This is a genomic window from Streptomyces canarius (assembly GCF_014650735.1).
In the GTDB taxonomy this organism is placed as follows: domain Bacteria; phylum Actinomycetota; class Actinomycetes; order Streptomycetales; family Streptomycetaceae; genus Streptomyces; species Streptomyces olivaceoviridis.
This window is the reverse complement of the sequence record NZ_BMVN01000020.1, coordinates 1-19,530: the sequence shown is the minus strand read 5'-3', so window position 1 is coordinate 19,530 and position 19,530 is coordinate 1. Positions and strand designations below refer to the sequence as shown.

General features: G+C 72.8%; 15 protein-coding genes and 2 pseudogenes. 12 read left to right on the top strand and 5 right to left on the bottom strand.

Features of this window, described 5'->3' with window-relative positions:
* Positions 1 to 94 precede the first annotated feature (94 nt).
* Together disA and radA are read right to left on the bottom strand one after the other, a co-directional pair.
* Positions 95 to 1,219: a DNA integrity scanning diadenylate cyclase DisA gene (disA, locus tag IE294_RS26025; protein WP_015493313.1), complete on the bottom strand. Its 1,125-nt coding sequence runs from the start codon at positions 1,217 to 1,219 to the stop codon at positions 95 to 97.
* Positions 1,220 to 1,299: 80 nt separating this feature from the next.
* Positions 1,300 to 2,709: a DNA repair protein RadA gene (radA, locus tag IE294_RS26020; protein ID WP_189890041.1), complete on the bottom strand. Its 1,410-nt coding sequence runs from the start codon at positions 2,707 to 2,709 to the stop codon at positions 1,300 to 1,302.
* 218 nt (positions 2,710 to 2,927) lie between these two features.
* Between radA and IE294_RS50140 the strand changes: the two are divergent.
* Together IE294_RS50140 and IE294_RS26015 are read left to right on the top strand one after the other, a co-directional pair.
* A pseudogene (locus IE294_RS50140) lies at positions 2,928 to 3,335 on the top strand (RNA polymerase sigma factor); the annotation flags it as partial.
* 516 nt (positions 3,336 to 3,851) lie between these two features.
* Positions 3,852 to 5,210: pseudogene (locus IE294_RS26015) on the top strand (BACON domain-containing protein); the annotation flags it as partial.
* 39 nt (positions 5,211 to 5,249) lie between these two features.
* On the opposite strand, the gene IE294_RS26010 reads toward IE294_RS26015, so the two are convergent.
* Complete coding sequence (locus IE294_RS26010) at positions 5,250 to 6,080, bottom strand: DUF3109 family protein (protein WP_189890037.1); 831 nt, start codon at positions 6,078 to 6,080, stop codon at positions 5,250 to 5,252.
* Positions 6,081 to 6,151: 71 nt separating this feature from the next.
* On the opposite strand from IE294_RS26010, the gene IE294_RS26005 reads away from it, so the two are divergent.
* The 4 genes from IE294_RS26005 to ilvD all read left to right on the top strand — a co-directional run bounded on the left by IE294_RS26005 (position 6,152) and on the right by ilvD (position 10,615).
* Entirely contained in the window at positions 6,152 to 7,084 is a 933-nt protein-coding gene (locus IE294_RS26005; RefSeq protein WP_189890035.1) for a Ppx/GppA family phosphatase, read from the top strand.
* A 128-nt stretch (positions 7,085 to 7,212) separates the two neighbouring features.
* Positions 7,213 to 8,034 (top strand): sugar phosphate isomerase/epimerase family protein, encoded by an 822-nt coding sequence (locus tag IE294_RS26000; RefSeq protein ID WP_189890034.1) that lies wholly within the window; start codon positions 7,213 to 7,215, stop codon positions 8,032 to 8,034.
* The gene (locus IE294_RS25995; protein WP_189890032.1) at positions 8,031 to 8,666 is read left to right on the top strand and encodes a TetR/AcrR family transcriptional regulator; all 636 of its coding nucleotides are present in this window, start codon (positions 8,031 to 8,033) and stop codon (positions 8,664 to 8,666) included. The genes IE294_RS26000 and IE294_RS25995 overlap by 4 nt, the downstream gene beginning before the upstream one ends.
* 95 nt (positions 8,667 to 8,761) lie before the next feature.
* Positions 8,762 to 10,615 (top strand): dihydroxy-acid dehydratase, encoded by a 1,854-nt coding sequence (gene ilvD / locus IE294_RS25990; RefSeq protein WP_189816779.1) that lies wholly within the window; start codon positions 8,762 to 8,764, stop codon positions 10,613 to 10,615.
* 147 nt (positions 10,616 to 10,762) lie between these two features.
* Here ilvD and IE294_RS25985 read toward each other — a convergent pair whose 3' ends face one another.
* Positions 10,763 to 12,976, bottom strand: a complete 2,214-nt coding sequence (locus IE294_RS25985; protein ID WP_189890030.1) for a serine/threonine-protein kinase — start codon at positions 12,974 to 12,976, stop codon at positions 10,763 to 10,765.
* Positions 12,977 to 13,130: 154 nt separating this feature from the next.
* Between IE294_RS25985 and IE294_RS25980 the strand changes: the two genes are divergently transcribed.
* The 6 genes from IE294_RS25980 (at position 13,131) to proC (ending at position 17,755) form a co-directional block, all read left to right on the top strand.
* Positions 13,131 to 13,475: an SH3 domain-containing protein gene (locus IE294_RS25980; RefSeq protein WP_189816777.1), complete on the top strand. Its 345-nt coding sequence runs from the start codon at positions 13,131 to 13,133 to the stop codon at positions 13,473 to 13,475.
* Between the two features lie 211 nt (positions 13,476 to 13,686).
* On the top strand, positions 13,687 to 14,232 hold the full coding sequence (locus tag IE294_RS25975) for an EamA/RhaT family transporter (RefSeq protein ID WP_189890028.1): 546 nt from the start codon (positions 13,687 to 13,689) through the stop codon (positions 14,230 to 14,232).
* Between the two features lie 93 nt (positions 14,233 to 14,325).
* Complete coding sequence (locus IE294_RS25970) at positions 14,326 to 15,114, top strand: class I SAM-dependent methyltransferase (protein ID WP_189890026.1); 789 nt, start codon at positions 14,326 to 14,328, stop codon at positions 15,112 to 15,114.
* Between the two features lie 118 nt (positions 15,115 to 15,232).
* Positions 15,233 to 16,060 carry an ABC transporter ATP-binding protein gene (locus IE294_RS25965; protein WP_189890024.1) on the top strand — a complete coding sequence of 276 codons (828 nt, stop codon included), beginning with the start codon at positions 15,233 to 15,235 and terminating at the stop codon, positions 16,058 to 16,060.
* The gene (locus tag IE294_RS25960) at positions 16,057 to 16,863 is read left to right on the top strand and encodes an ABC transporter permease (protein WP_229917347.1); all 807 of its coding nucleotides are present in this window, start codon (positions 16,057 to 16,059) and stop codon (positions 16,861 to 16,863) included. The genes IE294_RS25965 and IE294_RS25960 overlap by 4 nt, the downstream gene beginning before the upstream one ends.
* Before the next feature lie 79 nt (positions 16,864 to 16,942).
* Positions 16,943 to 17,755 carry a pyrroline-5-carboxylate reductase gene (proC, locus tag IE294_RS25955; protein WP_189890022.1) on the top strand — a complete coding sequence of 271 codons (813 nt, stop codon included), beginning with the start codon at positions 16,943 to 16,945 and terminating at the stop codon, positions 17,753 to 17,755.
* A gap of 91 nt (positions 17,756 to 17,846) precedes the next feature.
* Here the strand turns inward: proC and trpS are convergent, their stop codons facing one another.
* Positions 17,847 to 18,872, bottom strand: coding sequence for a tryptophan--tRNA ligase (trpS, locus tag IE294_RS25950; protein ID WP_189890020.1), 1,026 nt, complete (start codon positions 18,870 to 18,872; stop codon positions 17,847 to 17,849).
* Positions 18,873 to 19,530: the final 658 nt, after the last annotated feature.

Here is a 19,530-nt window from a genome sequence, read left to right as displayed (position 1 = left end):
GGCGCGGTCACGTCGCCGGGTGGTGAACACCCCCACGCACCCGCAGCCGCCCCACGGCATCCGGCACCGAGCTCGTAGGCGCCCGGCCCGCGCATCAGACGTAGCGCTCCAGGATCGACGACTCCGCCAGGCGCGACAGCCCCTCCCGCACGCTCCGCGCGCGGGCCTCGCCGACCCCGTCCACGGTCTGAAGGTCGTCGACGCTCGCGGCGAGCAGCTTCTGGAGGCCCCCGAAATGCTCCACCAGCCGGTCGATGATGGCGCCCGGCAGCCGCGGCACCTTGGCCAGCAGCCGGAACCCCCGCGGGGACACCGCCGAGTCGAGCGTCTCCGGAGACCCCGTGTAGCCCAGCGCCCGCGCCACCGTGCCGAGTTCGAGCAGCTCCGCGTGGGTCAGCGCGTCCAGCTCGGCCAGCGCCTCGTCGACCGTGCGGGACCGCTTCGCCGTCGGCTCGGGCACGTAGTCGCGGACGACCAGCGAGCGGTCGGGCTCGACCCCGGCGATCAGCTCCTCCAGCTGGAGGGCGAGAAGACGGCCGTCCGTGCCCAGCTCGACCACGTACTCGGCGATTTCGGTGGCGATACGGCGGACCATCTCCAGCCGCTGCGCGACCGCCGACACGTCCCGGACCGTGACCAGGTCCTCGATCTCCAGCGCCGACAGCGTGCCCGCGACCTCGTCCAGCCGGAGCTTGTACCGCTCCAGGGTCGCCAGCGCCTGGTTCGCGCGGGACAGGATCGCCGCCGAGTCCTCCAGGACGCGCCGCTGACCGTCCACGTAGAGGGCGATCAGCCGCATCGACTGGGAGACCGAGACCACCGGGAAGCCGACCTGCTTGCTCACGCGGTCCGCCGTGCGGTGCCGCGTGCCCGTCTCCTCCGTCGGGATCGTCGCGTCCGGCACGAACTGCACGCCCGCCCGGAGGATCTTGGACAGGTCCGACGACAGCACGATGCCGCCGTCCAGCTTGCACAGCTCCCGCAGCCGGGTCGCGGTGAACTCGACGTCCAGCACGAAACCGCCCGTGCACATCGCCTCGACCGTCTTGTCCGAGCCGAGGACGATGAGCCCGCCGGTGTTGCCGCGCAGGACGCGCTCCAGGCCGTCCCGCAACGCCGTACCGGGTGCCACGGCGCTCAGCGAGGCGCGCATCAGACCATCGGAACCGGCACTCCCACCGGACTTGCCGGGAGCCGCTGCCCGGTCGTTGGCTGCCACTGCACTCCTCCGGTCGCAGGTTCTGACGCGCCCCCGCACCCGCACTCGGTTCGTACGGACGGGCGAGACCTGGGCAAAGTCTACCGGCGCTCCTCCGCCTCCCGTGGGGCCTCTCGGCGACGGGAGCGCGGCAGGACCCGGAGCGCGTCGCCCATGTCGGCGACTTCCAGGACCTTCATGCCGGGCGGCACCTTCCCCGGATCGGTCGGTACGAGCGCGTGCGTGAAGCCCAGCCGGTGCGCCTCGGCGAGCCTGCGCTGCACGCCCGTGACCCGTCTGACCTCGCCCGCGAGCCCCACCTCGCCGATCGCCACCAGGTTCTTCGGCAGCGGGGTGTCGCTGGCGGCCGAGGCGAGGGCGAGCGCGATGGCGAGGTCGGCGGCCGGCTCCGACAGCTTCACGCCGCCGACCGTCGCCGAGTAGATGTCCCGCTTGCCCAGCGCGCTGATCCGGCCCCGCTGCTCCAGGACGGCCAGCATCATCGACACCCGCGAGGTCTCCAGGCCGGATGTCGTACGGCGCGGGGAGGGGATCTGGGAGTCGACGGTCAGCGCCTGCACCTCGGCCACCAGCGGACGGCGGCCCTCCAGGGTGACGGTCAGGCAGGTGCCGGGGACCGGCTCGGCCCGGCGGGTCAGGAACAGGCCGCTGGGGTCGGCGAGGCCCGTGATGCCCTCGTCGTGCAACTCGAAGCAGCCGACCTCGTCCGTCGCCCCGTAGCGGTTCTTCACGCCCCGGACCAGGCGCAGGCGCGCGTGCCGGTCGCCCTCGAAGTGCAGGACGACGTCCACCAGGTGCTCCAGCAGGCGGGGTCCGGCGATGGCGCCGTCCTTCGTGACGTGGCCCACGAGCAGGGTGGACATGCCCCGCTCCTTGGACGCCCGGATCAGCGCGCTCGCCACCTCGCGGACCTGGGCCATGCCGCCGGGCGCGCCCTCGATCTCCGGGGAGGCCACCGTCTGCACCGAGTCGAGGATCAGCAGGGACGGCTTGACCTCGTCCAGGTGGCCGAGGACGGCGGACAGGTCGGTCTCTGCGGCCAGGTAGAGGTGGTCGTGGAGCGCGCCGATGCGGTCGGCGCGCAGCCGCACCTGGCTCGCCGACTCCTCGCCGGTCACATAGAGGGTGGGGTGCTCGGCGCCGGCCGCCTTGGCGGCGACGTCCAGCAGCAGGGTGGACTTGCCGACGCCGGGCTCGCCCGCGAGCAGGACGACCGCGCCCGGCACGAGGCCGCCGCCGAGCACCCGGTCCAGCTCCGGCACGCCGGTCGAGCGGGCGGTGGCCTGCCGGCCGTCGACCTGGCCGATGGGCAGGGCGGAGGTGGTCACCCGGCCCGGTGTGGTGGTCCGCACCGCGGGCGCGCCGTACTCCTCGACCGTGCCCCAGGCCTGGCACTCCGGGCAGCGGCCGAGCCACTTGGCCGTCTGCCAGCCGCACTCGGTGCAGCGGTAGGACGGGCGGTCCTTGGTCGTCTTGGTACGGGCAGCCATGCGGAAACCGTAGCCCGAGGCACTGACAAGGGGTCCGGCGGTCGGGTGCGAAGGAGCGGGGAGCGCGTGTGGGTGAACCGTTCTCGGCCACCGTCCATCGGGATCCAGCCGCGGAACAAAGGGTTCCTGTCCCCTTATGAGGGATCGTTTCACCCGTACGGATTAAAAGTGCTCAAGGTTCCAGAAGGGGCACTCCGCCGCCGCCTACGGTCGCACGGGTGATGAGCAGCAGTCCGGAGACGACCACCCGCACGACAGGCGCGCACCGGGCGCATCGCGGGGCACGTGAGGCCCGTGACGCACGACGCGAAGCGCGCGAGAACCGTGAGGAGAAGGAGGCGCGCGACCGCGCCGCCGCGCGCGCCGTCGCCCAGCGCACGTCGGCGCGTTACGAGCCGTACCTGGACGGCCTGTTCACCTACTGCCTGTCCGTCCTGTGCGACCACGACACGGCCACCGCCGCCCTCGGCGACGTCCTCGCCCTGGCCGAACGGCGCGGCCACCGCGCCCCCGGGGCCGCAGACCGCAGGGCCTGGCTGTACGCCCTGGCCCGCTGGGCCTGCCTCCGCAAGCTCGCCGAGACCAAGCAGAAACGTCAGGCCACACATGCGGCGGGGCGGGGCGGGGCGGGGGGCGCCGGGCAGCGGGCGGACGCCGGGAACGGCAGGAGGAAGTCCGGCGCTGCGGGGAAGAGGAGCGCCGGGGGCGCGGGCGGGCGCGGCGCCGGGGGCGCGAGCGGGAGCGGGAGCGGGGGCACTGTCTGGGGCGCCGGGGTCTCCGGGGCGGGGCGCGCCGCCGGAACCGCGGGCGCTGCCGGGACTTCATGGACGGCTGGTTCTGCGGCCGGCGGGAGTCCGGGGACGGACGGGCCTTTCTGGGCTCATGGGGCTTCCGGGTCTGATGGGTCGGTGGGGCCAGTCGGGACGGTTGGATCGGCAGGGTCAGCCGGGTCACTCGGGTCACCAGGGTCAGTCGCGTCCGCGGGGCCATTCGGTTCGCCGGGGTCGTTCGGGTCCGCGGGGCCATTTGGTTCGCCGGGGTCGTTCGGGTCCGCCGGGCCTTCCGGGTCGTCAGGGTCAGTCGGGTCCATCGGGCCTTCCGGGGCCGCCGGGCCCTCCGCCGGAGCTCAGTGGCCCTCCGGGGCGGCCGGGAGGTCCCGGACTTCCGGGTCCACCGGTAGGTCCACCGGTGAAGAGCCCCCCGCGCCAGCCGCCCTCGCCCCGGAGATCCAGGAGCAGCGGCGCCGTGAACTCGCGCTGCTGGCCTGGCCGGAGGCCGCCGGCACCACGCCCGAGCAGCGCGAGGCCCTCGAACTCGCCGTCCGTCACCACCTCGCCACCCACGAGGTCGCCGCCGTCCTCGGCATGGAGCCCGCCGCCGCGCGGGAACTGCTCGCCTCCGCCGCCTGCGAGGTCGAGCGCACGCGCGCGGCCCTCGCCGTGGTCGAGACGGGCGGCTGCACCGGCGTCGCCCACCTCACCGGCGACAACCGGCTGGTCCTCAGCGCGGCCCTGCGCCGCGAGCTGGTCCGGCACGTCGACGACTGTCCGCGCTGCCGCCGCACCGCCGAGCGCGCGGTCCCCGGCCGCTGGCCCGGCGCCACGGTCACCCCCGCCGAGCTGCCCGTCCTGGAAGCCCCGCGCGCGGCCCTGGCACGCCACCCGCGCGCGCGGGGCGCGGTCGTACCCCGCTTCGACCGGCGCGGCTTCCCGATGGACCCCAAGGACCGCGCGGCCCGCCGCGACCGCATCCGCGCGCGGGCGGTCACGACGACGGTCGTGGCCACCGTGGTCGCCGCGCCGGTCCTCGCCCTCTGGGCCGCCTACCGGGGCGAGCCGGCCGGGGAGGACGACGGGCGCTCGGCGACCGCGCGGGAGGCGCAGGGTCCCGAGGCGCTCGGCGGCGACACGTCCGGCGGTTACGAGAACGCGGGGAACGCCGGCGTGAAGCCGGGCGTCCGCATGGGCAAGGACGGCAAGGCGGACGTCTCGGTGGAGGTCGTCAGCGTCGCCGGTACGGGCGGGAAGGGCGCGGGACAGCTCGAAGTCGGCGCCGCCAACGACGGCGACACCACCCTGATCACCCTCACGGCGTCCGGGACGTCCGAGGTCCGCTGGTCGGTGTCCACGTCGGCCGGCTGGCTCTACTTCAGCCGGTCCTCGGGAACCCTCGAACCCGGTCGGACGTTGACGGTCAAGGTGTATGTCGACCCCCTGCGCGAGCCGTCCGGCCACTGGCACGCGCAGGTGGCGGTGGCACCGGCGGGCGCGGTGGTCGCGATCGACGGCTACGGCACGGCACCGACCCGCCCGACCCCGCCCCACGCCTCACCGACACCCCCGTCGCCCCCGCCGAGCACACCGCCCACCGAGCCCCCCGCCACGCAGTCCCCACCGCCCACGGACCCGACGCCGAGCCCGACGACCCCGCCCCCCTCCGACTCCCCGACCCCTACTCCCACGCCGACCGACACCGGGACTCCGACCCCGACGGACAGCTAGGCAGGACAGCTAGGCAGGAGCCGGGAAGACGGGAAATGCCTACGCTTCCGGGTCGGCCGGGTGGGGTGCCAGCAGGGGCAACCGCGACGCCAGCCGCGCTTCGCACAGCTCGACCAGGCGGTCGTACCCCGCCTTGCCCATCAGCTCCGTCAGCTCGGCCCGGTAGGAGACGTACACCGGCTCACCCGCGCCGTGCGCCGACGTCGCCGAGGTGCACCACCAGTGCAGGTCATGCCCGCCCGACCCCCAGCCCCGGCGGTCGTACTCCCCGATGGACACCTGGAGCACCCGCGTGTCGTCCGGCCGGTCGATCCAGTCGTAGGTCCGCCGGATCGGCAGCTGCCAGCACACGTCCGGCTTGGTCTCCAGCGGCTCCCGCCCCTCCTTCAGCGCCAGGATGTGCAGCGAGCAGCCGGCACCGCCCGCGAACCCCGGCCGGTTCTGGAAGATGCACGACCCCTGGAACGGCCGCGTCTGCCGGGAACCCTCCTCGTCCTCGGAGACCCACCCGCCCCGCGTGCCCTCGTCATGGTGCTGCCAGATCTCCGGCGTGAGCCGCGCCACGTGCTCGGCGACCCGCTTCTCGTCGTCCTCGTCGGAGAAGTGCGCCCCCAGCGTGCAGCACCCGTCGTCCGCACGGCCCGCCTGAATGCCCTGGCAGCCACTGCCGAAGATGCAGTTCCAGCGAGAGGTCAGCCATGTCAGATCGCAGCGGAAGACCTGCTCGTCGTCCGCCGGATCAGGAAACTCCACCCAGGCGCGGGCGAAGTCGAGCCCCTTCTCGTCGCCCATCAGCGCCTCCGTGGTGGTTTTGGCGGTCTTACGACCTTTGCCCGCCTTGTCGGCCTTCGCCTTTTTCGTCTTTGGCACCCGTCCAGGGTAAGTGGCCGGGTGCCGCATCGGGGACCGAGGACGGACGTTCTGGCAGTAGCGTTCCGTCCATGAGACTCGGTGTCCTGGACGTGGGTTCGAACACGGTGCATCTGCTGGTGGTGGACGCGCACCCCGGCGCGCGCCCGCTGCCCGCGCATTCGCACAAGGTCGACCTCCGGCTCGCCCAGCTCCTCGACGACAGCGGTGCCATCGGCGACGAAGGCATCGACCGGCTGATCGCCGTCGTACGGGACGCGCTCCAGGCCGCCGAGGACAAGGGCGTCGAGGACCTGCTGCCGTTCGCGACCTCCGCCGTCCGCGAGGCCACCAACGCCGACGACGTCCTCGCGCGCGTGGCCGACGAGACCGGCGTACGGCTCCAGGTCCTCGCCGGAGCCGAGGAGGCCCGGCTCACCTTCCTCGCCGTACGCCGCTGGTTCGGCTGGTCCGCCGGAAAGCTGCTGGTGCTGGACATCGGCGGCGGTTCCCTGGAGATCGCCTTCGGCATGGACGAGGAACCGGACGCGGCCGTCTCCCTCCCGCTCGGCGCCGGCCGGCTCACCGTCGGCTGGCTGCCCGGCGATCCGCCCGCCTCCGAGGACGTCCGCGCCCTGCGCCGCCACGTCCGCACGGAGATCGCCCGCACGGTCGGCGAGTTCAGCCGCTTCGGCGCCCCCGACCACGTGGTCGCCACGTCCAAGACCTTCAGACAGCTCGCCCGCATCGCCGGCGCGGCCCGCAGCGCCGACGGCCTCTACGTCCAGCGCGAACTCAAACGCGAGTCCCTGGAGGCCTGGGTCCCGCGTCTGGCCGGCATGACGGCGGAACAGCGCGCGGAACTGCCCGGCGTCTCGGACGGCAGGGCCGGGCAGCTCCTCGCCGGCGCCCTGGTGGCAGAGGGCGCGATGGACCTCTTCGGCGTGGAGAAACTGGAGATCTGCCCCTGGGCCCTGAGGGAGGGCGTGATCCTGCGGCGCCTCGACCACATGGGTTCCGCATAGCGTCCCGAAAGGGGCGCGGGGAACGGCGCGACAAGCCACAAACGACCCGCATCCGCCCGAATGGGATACCTCACAACGGCGAACAGGTACCGGACACCGGCACCGCCCGACGCCGTATGGTGACGGACGTGGCTGAACCAAGGGACGCAGACGTGCGTATCGCGCTCTCTACCGCCTCCGTCTACCCCGAGTCGACGGCGACCGCCTTCGAGATCGCCGCGCGCCTCGGTTACGACGGCGTCGAGGTCATGGTGTGGACCGACCCGGTCAGCCAGGACATCGAGGCCCTGCGTCGCCTGTCGGACTACCACGGCATCCCGATCCTGGCCGTCCACGCCCCCTGCCTGCTGATCACCCAGCGCGTCTGGTCCACCGACCCCTGGGTCAAGCTCCAGCGGGCCCGGGCGGCGGCGGAGAAGCTGGACGCCTCCACCGTCGTCGTCCACCCGCCCTTCCGCTGGCAGCGGCAGTACGCCCGGGAGTTCGTCGACGGGATCTGGCGGATGGCGAACGAGACGGACGTGCGGTTCGCCGTCGAGAACATGTACCCCTGGCGCTACCGCGACCGCGAGATGCTCGCCTACGCCCCCGACTGGGACGTCACCAACGACGACTACCGGCACTTCACGATCGACCTCAGCCACACGGCGACGGCCCGCACCGACGCCCTCGGCATGGTCGAGCGCATGGGGGACCGGCTCGGGCACGTCCACCTCGCCGACGGCCGGGGCTCCGCCAAGGACGAGCACCTGGTGCCGGGCCGGGGCACCCAGCCCTGCGCCGAACTGCTGGAGCGCCTGGTGCACACCGGCTTCGACGGCCATGTCGTGATCGAGGTCAACACCCGGCGGGCGATGTCCGGCGCCGAGCGCGAGGCCGACCTCGCCGAGGCCCTGGAGTACACGCGCAAGCACCTGGCCGCGGCGGCCGTGCGGGTGGCCCGCCGATGACCGCCACCCCGCCGGCGGACGACACCGCCCCCGAGCCGCCCGCCCGGCGCCGGGGCCGGCCCCCGCGCACCGAGTCCGCCGGCACCCGGGACCGTATCCTCACCGCCGCCCGCGAGGAGTTCTCCGCGCGCGGCTACGAGAAGACGTCCGTACGCGGCATCGCCAAGGCCGCCGGCGTGGACTCCGCGCTCGTCCACCACTACTTCGGCACCAAGGAGCAGGTCTTCGAGGCAGCCATCGAGGTCGCCTTCGCCCCGGCGCTGAACGCCCCGGAGGCGGTCGCCGAGGGCCCGCCGGACGCCGTCGGCGAGCGGCTGACCCGGTTCGTCTTCGGCATCTGGGAGAACCCCACCACCCGCACCCCGCTGCTCGCGATCGTGCGCTCCGCCGTCAACAACGACACGGCCGCCGCCGTCTTCCGCCGCCTGATCGCCACCCAGCTGCTGCGCCGCATCGCCGCCCGGCTGGAGCTGCCGGACGCCGAACTGCGCGCCGAGCTGGCGGCAGCCCAGCTGGTGGGCTGTGCCATGCTCCGTTACGTGATCAAGGTGGAGCCGCTGGCGTCGGCGGACCTGGAGCGGATCATCGCCCGCGTCGCCCCCGTCGTTCAGGGGCATCTGACCTCTCCGTGAAACGCGCGTCCCGCGATCCGGACACCTTGTCCCGCCCACTGGATGACCGGCGTACGCTCGACAACAGCCACATCCGTCTGAAGGAGCGAGCGACGATGCCCGAGCTGAGGTCCCGCACAGTCACCCACGGCCGCAACATGGCGGGCGCCCGCGCCCTTATGCGCGCCTCCGGTGTACCCGGTGCGGACATCGGCCGGAAGCCGATCATCGCCGTCGCGAACTCCTTCACCGAGTTCGTGCCGGGCCACACCCACCTCCAGCCGGTCGGCCGGATCGTCAGCGAGGCGATCAAGGAGGCGGGCGGCATCCCGCGCGAGTTCAACACGATCGCCGTCGACGACGGCATCGCCATGGGCCACGGCGGCATGCTGTACTCCCTGCCCTCCCGCGACCTGATCGCGGACTCGGTCGAGTACATGGTCGAGGCGCACTGCGCCGACGCCCTGGTCTGCATCTCCAACTGCGACAAGATCACCCCGGGCATGCTGATGGCGGCCCTGCGCCTGAACATCCCGACGGTCTTCGTCTCCGGCGGTCCCATGGAGTCCGGCCGCGCCACCCTGGTGGACGGCACGGTCCGCACGCTCGACCTGGTCGACGCGATCTCCGACGCCGTCAACGACAAGATCTCCGACGAGGACATCCTCCGGATCGAGGAGAACGCCTGCCCCACCTGCGGCAGCTGTTCCGGCATGTTCACCGCCAACTCCATGAACTGCCTGACCGAGGCCATCGGCCTCTCCCTGCCCGGCAACGGCTCGGTCCTCGCCACCCACACCGCGCGCCGCGCCCTGTACGAGAACGCGGCCCGCACGGTCATGGACCTCACCCGCCGCTACTACGAGCAGGACGACGACACCGTCCTGCCCCGCAACATCGCCACCTTCCAGGCCTTCGAGAACGCCATGGCCCTGGACATCGCGATGGGCGGCTCCACCAACACGATCCTGCACCTGCTGGCCGCCGCCCAGGAGGCGGGCGTCCCGTTCGGCCTGGACCAGATCGACGCCGTCTCGCGCCGCGTGCCCTGCCTGGCCAAGGTGGCCCCCAACGTCGCCAAGAACCGCACGTACTACATGGAGGACGTGCACCGCGCCGGCGGCATCCCCGCCCTCCTCGGCGAACTGCACCGCGGCGGCCTGCTCAACGAGGACGTGCACGCCGTCCACAGCCCCTCCCTCTCCGACTGGCTGAAGACCTGGGACGTCCGCGGCGGCTCCCCGTCCCCGGAGGCCGTGGAGCTGTGGCACGCGGCGCCCGGCTGCGTCCGCTCCGCCGAGGCCTTCTCCCAGTCCGAGCGCTGGGCGGCCCTGGACGACGACGCCGAGAACGGCTGCATCCGCTCCGTCGAGCACGCCTACTCCAAGGACGGTGGCCTCGCGGTCCTGCGCGGCAACCTCGCCGTCGACGGCTGCGTGGTCAAGACGGCCGGCGTGGACGAGTCGATCTGGACCTTCGAGGGCCCGGCCGTCGTCTGCGAGTCCCAGGAGGAGGCCGTTCAGCGCATCCTGACCCAGGAGGTCAAGGACGGCGACGTCGTCGTCATCCGCTACGAGGGCCCCAAGGGCGGCCCCGGCATGCAGGAGATGCTGTACCCGACCTCGTACCTGAAGGGCCGTGGCCTCGGCAAGAGCTGCGCCCTGATCACCGACGGCCGCTTCTCCGGCGGCACCTCGGGCCTCTCCATCGGCCACGCCTCGCCCGAGGCGGCCTCCGGCGGCACGATCGCCCTGGTCCAGGACGGCGACCGCATCCGCATCGACATCCCGGGCCGCACGATCGAGCTGCTGGTCGACGAGGCCGAGCTGGCCCGCCGCGAGCAGGCCCTGAACGGCGTCTACGCCCCGAAGAACCGCGAACGCAAGGTCTCCGCCGCCCTCCGCGCCTACGCGGCGATGGCGACGAGCGCGGACAAGGGCGCGGTGCGCGACGTGTCCCGCCTGGGCTGACCCACGGCAGCAGGGGCCGCTCCCGACGGGGGCGGCCCTTCGCCGTTCCACGGGGCCTTCGCCGTTCCACGGGGGGCCCTCGCCGGATCACCGGGCCGTCCGCTGTCCCCCCGGTGCCGCCCGGCCTCTCTCCCCCCGCGTCCGGGGTCACCGAACCGACGGTTTCCCGCCGTCCACGGTGAAGACCGTGCCGTCGGGCGTGGTGGCGAGGACGCGGGCGTCGACCGGTACCGGTGCGGGCGGGGTGCTCATGACCGCGGCCGAGTTCGCGCCCAGCCGCGCCGGCGTCTGCCCGACGAGCCTGCCGTTCCCGGCGCCGACGGCGAGCAGCCGGCCGTCGCTCGCGGTGAGGTACACCAGCCCGCCCCGCACGACGGGCGCCGAACCACGGCTCACCGACGTCTCCAGGTGCCACAGGTGCCTGCCCGACCGCCCCGACTCCATGTCCACGGCGTCCAGGGAGCCACCGGTGGCCAGCACGTACACCACGTTCCCGCGCACCGTCGCGTGCGCGCCGTCGAGGACGGCGGGCAGCGCGACGCGCCGGGTCGCGCCCGTGCCGGGGGTGTAGCGGACGATCTCCTTGGCGCCGTACGCGCTGTCCACGGCCAGGAAGAACACCGAACCGTCCTGCGCCGCGAACGGCTTGAGCCAGCCACCGAGCCGTACGTCCCACCGCACCTGGCCGGTGCCCGGGTCCATGGCGGTCACCTGTGTGCTCGTCCCGTCGGCGGACGTACGCGTCGCGAAGGCCGTCGAGGTGCCGGGGAACGCGTCGAGGGCCGGCATGCCCTGACCGGGCACCGTGCTCCGCCAGCGCGTGGCGCCGTTCGCGCCGTCCACGCCGGTGACCGTGCCGTCGGTGCTGGTGAGCAGGGCCGTGTCACCGGCGTACCGCACGGTGGTCCCGGCCGGAAGCCGCCGCTGCCACACCTGCCTGCCCGTGGCCGGATCCAGCCCGGCGAGCCGTGAGCCGCCGTCCGTGTACGGCTGGACCAGCCCGCCGGAGAGGGCCGGGGGCCCGCTCGTGGACCGGGTGTCGACCGAGCGCCGCCACAGCAGCCCGCCGTCGCTCGCGGAGAGCGCGAAGACGGCGCCCGGCCGCGCGCAGAAGACCTTCCCGGCCCCGTACGCGCAGTGCGGCATGCCTTCGCCGCCGACCGCCGGCCGCACCGTCCACGTGCTGCCGGAAGCCGCCGTCAGGGCCGGCTCGCTCCCCCTCTCGGGCGCCGGATCGTTTACTCCGGACGCCCACACCGAGACGAGCGCGCCGAGCAACGCCAGCCCCAGGCCTCCGGCCGTGAGCGCCACCACCCGCCGACGCCCCGGGCCCCGGCCCCTACGCCGACCGGCACCCTTGGAACGACCGGCACCCTCGGAACGACCGGCTCCAGCAGGAGTGCCCCCAGCCCCTGCCTCTGTCCCAGCCCCTGCCTCTGTCCCAGCCTCGGCTTCCGCAGGAGCCCGGTCCTCGCTCGCCCGTTGCTCCGCACCCGTCCGCTGCGCCGGTATGAACGCCTGGGTGTCGTACGAGGCCGCCACCGAGCGCAGTTCCCGCATCAGCTCGTCCGGCGTGGGCCGGTCCTCGGGTTCCTTGGCGAGACAGCGTCGTACCAGCGGTGCGAGCCCTTCCGGTACGCCGGTCAGGTCGGGCTCGTCGTGGACCACCTGGTAGGCGACGACGTACGGGCTGTCGGAGTCGAACGGCCCGCGCCCGGTGGCCGCGTGCACCATGAGCGAACCCAGCGCGAAGATGTCGGCGGCCGGGCCGACTTCCCGGGGCCGCCGGAACTGCTCGGGTGCCATGAACGGCGGAGTGCCGATCAGCTTTCCGGTCTCGGTGCGCAGTTCGCTGTCCTTCGGCCGGGAGATGCCGAAGTCGATGACTTTCGGCCCGTCCTCGGCGAGCAGCACGTTGCTGGGCTTGAGATCCCGGTGCACGACCCCGACCCGGTGGATGTCTCGCAGCGCCTCGGCGAGCCCCGCCATCAGCCGGCGCAACTGCTCCGTGGGCATGGGACCCTTCCGCTTCACATGGTCGGAGAGGGTCGGCCCGGGGATGAACAGGGTGGCCATCCAGGGGCGTTCGGCCTCGGGATCGGCGTCCACGACGGGTGCCGTGAAGGCCCCGCTGACCCTGCGCGCGGCGGCCACCTCCTGCCGGAAGCGGCCCCTGAACTCGGGATCCCGCGCGTACTCGGCGTGTACGACCTTCACCGCGAGCCGCATCCCGGAGGTGCTCCGGGCGAGGTGTACGACCCCCATGCCGCCGGAGCCCAGGCAGGACTCCAGCCGGTAGTGCCCGGCGTACTCGGGAAGTTCCGCTTCCGCGCCCGCTCCGGTGTTGCGCTGTGGCGCCATGGACCACCCCCGTGCTCTTCGTCCGCGCGCGCGACGCACGGAGCCTAGTCGATGACTCGTACGAGACAGAGGCGGCTTGCTAGCGTCTGGGTGCGAGTCGCGCACCTGCGTTTCGCGCCGAGTTCAGGGAAGACAACGGGGGAGGACCATTTTCATGTCAGTCGACCGCGCACATGAGGCCGAGGCCATCGACGACGGCGTCAACGGCACCGGCGGTGCCGAGGACGTGGTGACGCAGGCGGCGGCAGCCGTCCGTACCTACGCCGTCGCGCCCGGCGTCCGGCTGAACGTCCGCAGCGGCCCGGGCACCCAGTACAACCTGGTCCGCGTCCTGCCGGAGGACGTCCGGGTGCCGATCTACTGCCAGACGCCCGGCACGACGGTGACGGGCACCTACGGCACGACGAACATCTGGGACCTCATCGACAGCGGCGAGTACGTCTCGGACGCCTACGTCCACACAGGCACCGACGGCTACATCGCCCCACGCTGCGGCTGACCCCGGCCCGCACCCACCGACCCCGGCCCGCACCCACTGTGCACGGCCGGGACCGCACCCGCCACGGCCGGCGCCGTGAGCCCTCCCGTCCCGCCGGGGCCATGCCTCGTGCCATGCCTCGGCGGGACGGGGCCGCCGACACGGAACCGCCGCCCCGCCGGCACCGCACCCCGCCCGGAAGCCCGTGCGCCGTCGGCGCCATAATCGTGTTGTGAGCGACGAAACCGGCACCCCGGACACCTCGGCGGGCTCCGCCGGCCGCGCGGCCGAGGGCGACGGCGCGCCGCCGCAGGGTGGCGGCCCCCGCCCCGAGCCCCTGCGCTTCTTCGGCACCTCCTGGGTGAACCACGACAACGGCTACGCGGCCCGCCGCGCCGGGGTCGCCGTCGGCTCCCTCGCCGCCGCCGCCGTCTCCTGTCTGGTGCTGCGCCTCGCCTACGAGGGCATCCGGATCGCCGAGTCCGGCTCCTTCGTGACCGTGCTGGTCGTCGCCATGTTCGCGATCTGTAGCGCGCTCGCCTTCCGCAACACCTGGGAGGGCTTCGGCAAGCGCCACGACCCGCAGCGCCAGGCCTCCCTGCGCGGTCTGCTCGCCATCGGCTTCGTCGGCACCCTCCTCGCCTACTTCTTCCGCTCCTTCACCGAGGCACCGGGCGAGAAGCTGCACCGCGAGGAGTACGAGCAGGCCCGCGAGGCCCACGCACGCCGCACCACCCGCCGCACCGGCAACCCGTCGAAGAAGAAGCGCCGCCGGTAGGACGGCACCAGCGGAACGGCAACAGCGGAACCGCGACGGCAGGACGGAAAAGGGGGTACGGCAGGCGCGCGGCGATGCCGTAGACAGGAACCCATGACCGTCACCGAGCCGTCGCCCGCCGACCCGCACGCCTCCCGCGCCGCGTCCTTCAACACCGCCGCCGCCCAGTACGCCGCGAACCGCCCCTCCTACCCGCCCGCCCTCCTCGACGCCGTCGAGGAACTGGCCGGCCGCCCCCTCGCGGGTGCCAGGACGGTGGACGTCGGCGCGGGCACCGGCATCGCCACCGCCCTCCTGCACGCCCGGGGCGCCGACGTCCTCGCCGTCGAACCCGGCGCGGGCATGGCCGCCGAGTTCCGCCGCGCGCTCCCGCACATCCCGCTCGTCCGGGGCGACGGCAACGCCCTCCCCGTCACCGACGCCCACGCCGACCTCATCACCTGCGCCCAGGCCTGGCACTGGACCGACCCGGCCCACTCGGTGCCGGAGGCGCTGCGCGTGCTGCGCCCGGGTGGTGCGCTGGCGCTGTGGTGGAACACCGAGGCGCTGGACGTCGGGTGGATCGCCGACGCCGCCCGCCGCGTCTGCCGCTTCCTGGGCGTCGACGTCGCCGCCGAAGCGCGCAAGGCCGGTGACCGCATCGAGCTGGCCGACCCCAGCGGGCGTCTGGACTTCGTCCGCCGCACGGTCCGCTGGAGCCGTCGCGTCCCGGTCGACACCCACCTCGCCAACATCGGCAGCCACTCGGCCTTCCTCACCAGCCCCGAGGAGCGCACGACCGCCTTCCTCGCCGAGGAGCGCGCCCACCTGCTGGAGGTCTTCCCGGACGGCACGGTCGAGGAGACCTACGACGTCCGGCTCCTGGTCGCCCGCAAGCCCTGACCCCACCTCCCGCCCCTCCCACACCCTTCACCGGCTCCCGCCCTCTCCCTCTTCGCCCTCTGCCTCTTCGCCCCTCGCCCCTTGACGTGCCGACCCCTCCAGCCCAAGTATTCATCACATGATGAATTACGAGCCGGACCCTCCACCCCCCGCTGCCTCCGGCCCCGCGATCCACGCCGACGACCTCACCGTCACCCGCGGCCCCCGCACGGTCCTGCACCACCTCCGCTTCACCGTCCCCCGCGGCCGGATCACCGGCCTCCTCGGCCCCTCCGGCTGCGGCAAATCCACCCTCATGCGCGCGATCGTCGGCACCCAGGCCAAGGTCACCGGCACCCTCGACGTCCTCGGCCACCCGGCCGGCCACCCCACCCTGCGCAGCCGCATCGGCTACGTCACCCAGGCCCCCTCCGTCTACGACGACCTCACCGTCCGTCAGAACCTCGACTACTTCGCCGCGATCCTCGACCCCGGCCGCGCCGCCGCCGACCGCCGCCACCAGCACGTCACCCGGGCCATCGCCGACGTCGACCTCACCCGCCACGCCGACGCCCTCGCCGGCAACCTCTCCGGCGGCCAGCGGGGCCGCGTCTCCCTCGCCGTCGCCCTCCTCGGCACCCCCGAACTCCTCGTCCTCGACGAACCCACCGTCGGCCTCGACCCCGTCCTCCGCCGGGACCTGTGGCAGCTCTTCCACGACCTCGCCGCCACCCGCGGCACCACCCTCCTCGTCTCCTCCCACGTCATGGACGAGGCCGAGCGCTGCCACCGCCTCCTCCTCATGCGCGAGGGCGAGATCCTCGCTGGGGGCACCTCCCGGCCGGAGGCCGGGGGAGACACCCCGGACGCCCTGCGCACCCGCACCGGCACCGACACCGTCGAGGCCGCCTTCCTGCGCCTGGTCGACGAGGCCACCGCGGGCCGCACGAGAGAGAGCACCCGATGAGCCCGAGCCCCCTGACCACGGTGAAGACGACGACCCCGGCGGCCCCCGCCACAGGCCCCAGCGCCCTCAACGCCTCCCGCACCACCGCCACCGCGGCCCGGGTCCTGCGCCAACTCCGCCACGACCCGCGCACCATCGCGCTGATGGTCCTGATCCCCTGCCTGATGCTGATCCTGCTGCGCTACGTCTTCGACGCCGGCCCGCGGACCTTCGACACCATCGGCGCCTCGCTGCTCGGCATCTTCCCGCTGATCACGATGTTCCTGGTCACCTCCATCGCCACCCTGCGCGAACGCACCTTCGGCACCCTCGAACGCCTCCTCGCCCTGCCCCTCGGCAAGGCCGACCTCATCACCGGTTACGCCCTCGCCTTCGGCGCCCTCGCCATCGTCCAGTCCGCCCTCGCCACCGGACTCGCGGTCTGGCTCCTCGGCCTCGACGTCACCGGCTCCCCCTGGCTGCTCCTCCTCGTCGCCCTCCTCGACGCCCTGCTCGGCACGGCCCTCGGTCTCTTCGTCTCGGCCTTCGCGGCCTCGGAATTCCAGGCGGTCCAGTTCATGCCCGCGGTGATCTTTCCCCAGCTCCTCCTCTGCGGCCTGTTCACCCCCCGCTCCGACATGCACCCCGTCCTGGAGGCCGTCTCCGACGTCCTGCCGATGTCCTACGCCGTCGACGGCATGAACCAGGTCCTCCGCCACGCCGACATGACGGCGACCTTCGTCCGCGACGGCCTGATCGTGGCCGGCTGCGCGCTGCTCGTCCTGGGCCTGGGCGCGGCGACGCTACGACGGCGCACGGCGTGACCGGGCGCCCCACCGGCCGACGTCCCGCCCACCGGACAAGCCGCCCGCGCACCCCCACCCCGGTGCCAGACTGAACCGCATGAGCCAGAAAGTCGCAGTCCTCGGCACCGGCAAGATCGGCGAAGCCCTGCTCAGCGGAATGATCCGGGCCGGCTGGGCCCCCGACGACCTCCTGGTCACCGCCCGCCGCTCCGAACGCGCCGAAGAACTCCGCACCCGCTACGGAGTCACCCCGGTCACCAACACCGAGGCCGCCAAGACCGCCGACACCCTGATCCTCACGGTCAAGCCGCAGGACATGGGCACCCTCCTGGACGAACTCGCCCCGCACGTCCCCGCCGACCGCCTGGTCATCAGCGGAGCCGCCGGCATCCCCACCTCCTTCTTCGAGGAGCGCCTGGCCGCGGGCACCCCCGTCGTCCGAGTCATGACCAACACCCCCGCCCTCGTCGACGAGGCCATGTCGGTCATCTCCGCCGGCAGCCACGCCACCGAACGGCACCTCGCACATGCCGAGGAGATCTTCGGTGGCGTCGGCAAGACCCTCCGCGTCCCCGAGAGCCAGCAGGACGCCTGCACCGCGCTCTCCGGCTCCGGCCCGGCGTACTTCTTCTACCTGGTCGAAGCCATGACCGACGCCGGCATCCTGCTCGGTCTCCCGCGCGACAAGGCCCACGACCTCATCGTCCAGTCCGCGATCGGCGCCGCCGTGATGCTCCGCGACAGCGGCGAACACCCCGTCAAGCTCCGGGAGAACGTCACCTCCCCGGCCGGCACCACCATCAACGCCATCCGCGAACTGGAGAACCACGGCGTACGAGCCGCCCTCATCGCCGCCCTCGAAGCCGCCCGCGACCGCAGCCGCGAACTCGCCTCCGGCAAGAAGGACTGAACCGACCGCCCCACGCCGGTCCACGGGCGGCGGCCCACCCACCGCCCGCGGACCGACCCGGGCAGAGCGCCGCCCGCGGACCGCCGCCCGGCTAACGCGCGGCGCTCAGCGAAGGCTCCGCCACGGGCGGCAGCAGCCCGATCGCCCTATAGGCCGTATCGACCGTCGGCCGAGCCAACGCCCGCGCCTTCTCCGCACCATCCCGCAGCACCCCCTCGACATACGCCGGATCAGCGCACAGCTCCCGGTGCCTGGCCTGCACCGGCCGCAGCACTTCCACCACCGCCTCCGCGGTGTCCTTCTTCAAAGAGCCGTACGAGTCGTAAACGTCTGCCAGTGACTCAGGGTTCCCGCCCGTGCACGCAGCGAGAATGTCCAGCAGATTCGCGAGGCCCGGCCGCTCCGCCCGGTCGTAGACGACGTCCCGCCCGCTGTCCGTCACGGCCCGCAGCACCTTCTTGCGCACCACGTCCGGCTCGTCCAGCAGATAGACGACCCCCGCACCCGAGTCGTCCGACTTCCCCATCTTCCTCGCCGGGTCCTGGAGGTTCATCACCCGCGCCGCCACCCGCGGAAGCGTCGCCCTCGGCACCACGAACGCCTGCCCGTAGCGCTGGTTGAACCGCACCGCCAGATCCCGGGTCAGCTCGACGTGCTGCGCCTGGTCCTCGCCGACCGGCACCTCGTCCGTGCCGTACGCCAGGATGTCCGCCGCCATCAGGACCGGATACGTCAGCAGCGACAGCCGCACACTCCCACCGCGGTCCCGCTCCTTCGCGGCCTTCTCCTTGTACTGGACCATCCGACGCATCTCACCGTCGGTCGCCACGCACTCCAGCAGGTACGACAGCCGCGTGTGCTCGTCGACGTGGCTCTGGAGGAACACCGTGCACACGTCGGGGTCGAGCCCGGCCGCCAGCAACAGGGTCGCCGTCTGCCGGCTGAGCCTGCGTACGCGCGCCGGATCGTGGTCCATGGTCAGCGCGTGCAGATCCACCACACAGAACAGCGACTCCGCCCGATGCTGGTCCGCCTCGGCCCAGCGCCGCATGGCCCCCAGGTAGTTGCCCAGGGTCAGGTGCCCGGTCGGCTGAATCCCGCTGAAGACCCGAGTCATCTCCACTCCACCTTCTGGTCGGGACCGCCGCCCCTGCGGCCGGCCCCCCGAGATCCGGAGGGAGATACGAGAACGGCCGCCGAAGCGGCGGCCGTTGAGTGCATACGTGAGTACGGCCGCCGTCAGGCGGCCCACCAGAGCTGGGTACACGTACGCGTCATCACGCCCTCCACGGTACGCCTCCGGAGTGCCTCGCGGCAGCGAGTTGACACGCCCCACGCCGATACGTACTGTTCTCCGAGTTGTCCGACGTGAGCGCCGACCCCGGTCGGTCCCCGGACAGCCATTCCGCGAGCACCACCCACTCAATCGACACCACCGGTGTCGGCTGCTTTGGCGTGCGTATTTGCGAAATGAGGAATCCGCGTTCGAAAGGGCGCCGGCCCCCGATTGGTTCGGGAGCCAGGAATCCGCTAAAGTCTCACTCGTCGGAACGGCCCAACGGCCGGGAAGACAAGCCCCACTGACTGGGGATCAGACGCCGAAAGGATCTGATAGAGTCGGAACCGCCGGAAAGGGAAACGCGAGAGCGGGAACCTGGAAAGCACCGAGGAAATCGGATCGAGAAAAGATCTGATAGAGTCGGAAACGCAAGACCGAAGGGAAGCGCCCGGAGGAAAGCCCGAGAGGGTGAGTACAAAGGAAGCGACCGTTCCTT

What these genes read in the sequence shown, in the direction of transcription:
- radA (WP_189890041.1), bottom strand. Translation starts at nt 2,709, where the DNA reads ATGGCTGCCCGTACCAAGACGACCAAGGACCGCCCGTCCTACCGCTGC.
- IE294_RS26005 (WP_189890035.1), top strand. Translation starts at nt 6,152, where the DNA reads ATGAGACTCGGTGTCCTGGACGTGGGTTCGAACACGGTGCATCTGCTG.
- IE294_RS25995 (WP_189890032.1), top strand. Translation starts at nt 8,031, where the DNA reads ATGACCGCCACCCCGCCGGCGGACGACACCGCCCCCGAGCCGCCCGCC.
- ilvD (WP_189816779.1), top strand. Translation starts at nt 8,762, where the DNA reads ATGCCCGAGCTGAGGTCCCGCACAGTCACCCACGGCCGCAACATGGCG.
- IE294_RS25985 (WP_189890030.1), bottom strand. Translation starts at nt 12,976, where the DNA reads ATGGCGCCACAGCGCAACACCGGAGCGGGCGCGGAAGCGGAACTTCCC.
- IE294_RS25980 (WP_189816777.1), top strand. Translation starts at nt 13,131, where the DNA reads ATGTCAGTCGACCGCGCACATGAGGCCGAGGCCATCGACGACGGCGTC.
- IE294_RS25970 (WP_189890026.1), top strand. Translation starts at nt 14,326, where the DNA reads ATGACCGTCACCGAGCCGTCGCCCGCCGACCCGCACGCCTCCCGCGCC.
- IE294_RS25965 (WP_189890024.1), top strand. Translation starts at nt 15,233, where the DNA reads ATGATGAATTACGAGCCGGACCCTCCACCCCCCGCTGCCTCCGGCCCC.
- IE294_RS25960 (WP_229917347.1), top strand. Translation starts at nt 16,057, where the DNA reads ATGAGCCCGAGCCCCCTGACCACGGTGAAGACGACGACCCCGGCGGCC.
- proC (WP_189890022.1), top strand. Translation starts at nt 16,943, where the DNA reads ATGAGCCAGAAAGTCGCAGTCCTCGGCACCGGCAAGATCGGCGAAGCC.
- trpS (WP_189890020.1), bottom strand. Translation starts at nt 18,872, where the DNA reads ATGACTCGGGTCTTCAGCGGGATTCAGCCGACCGGGCACCTGACCCTG.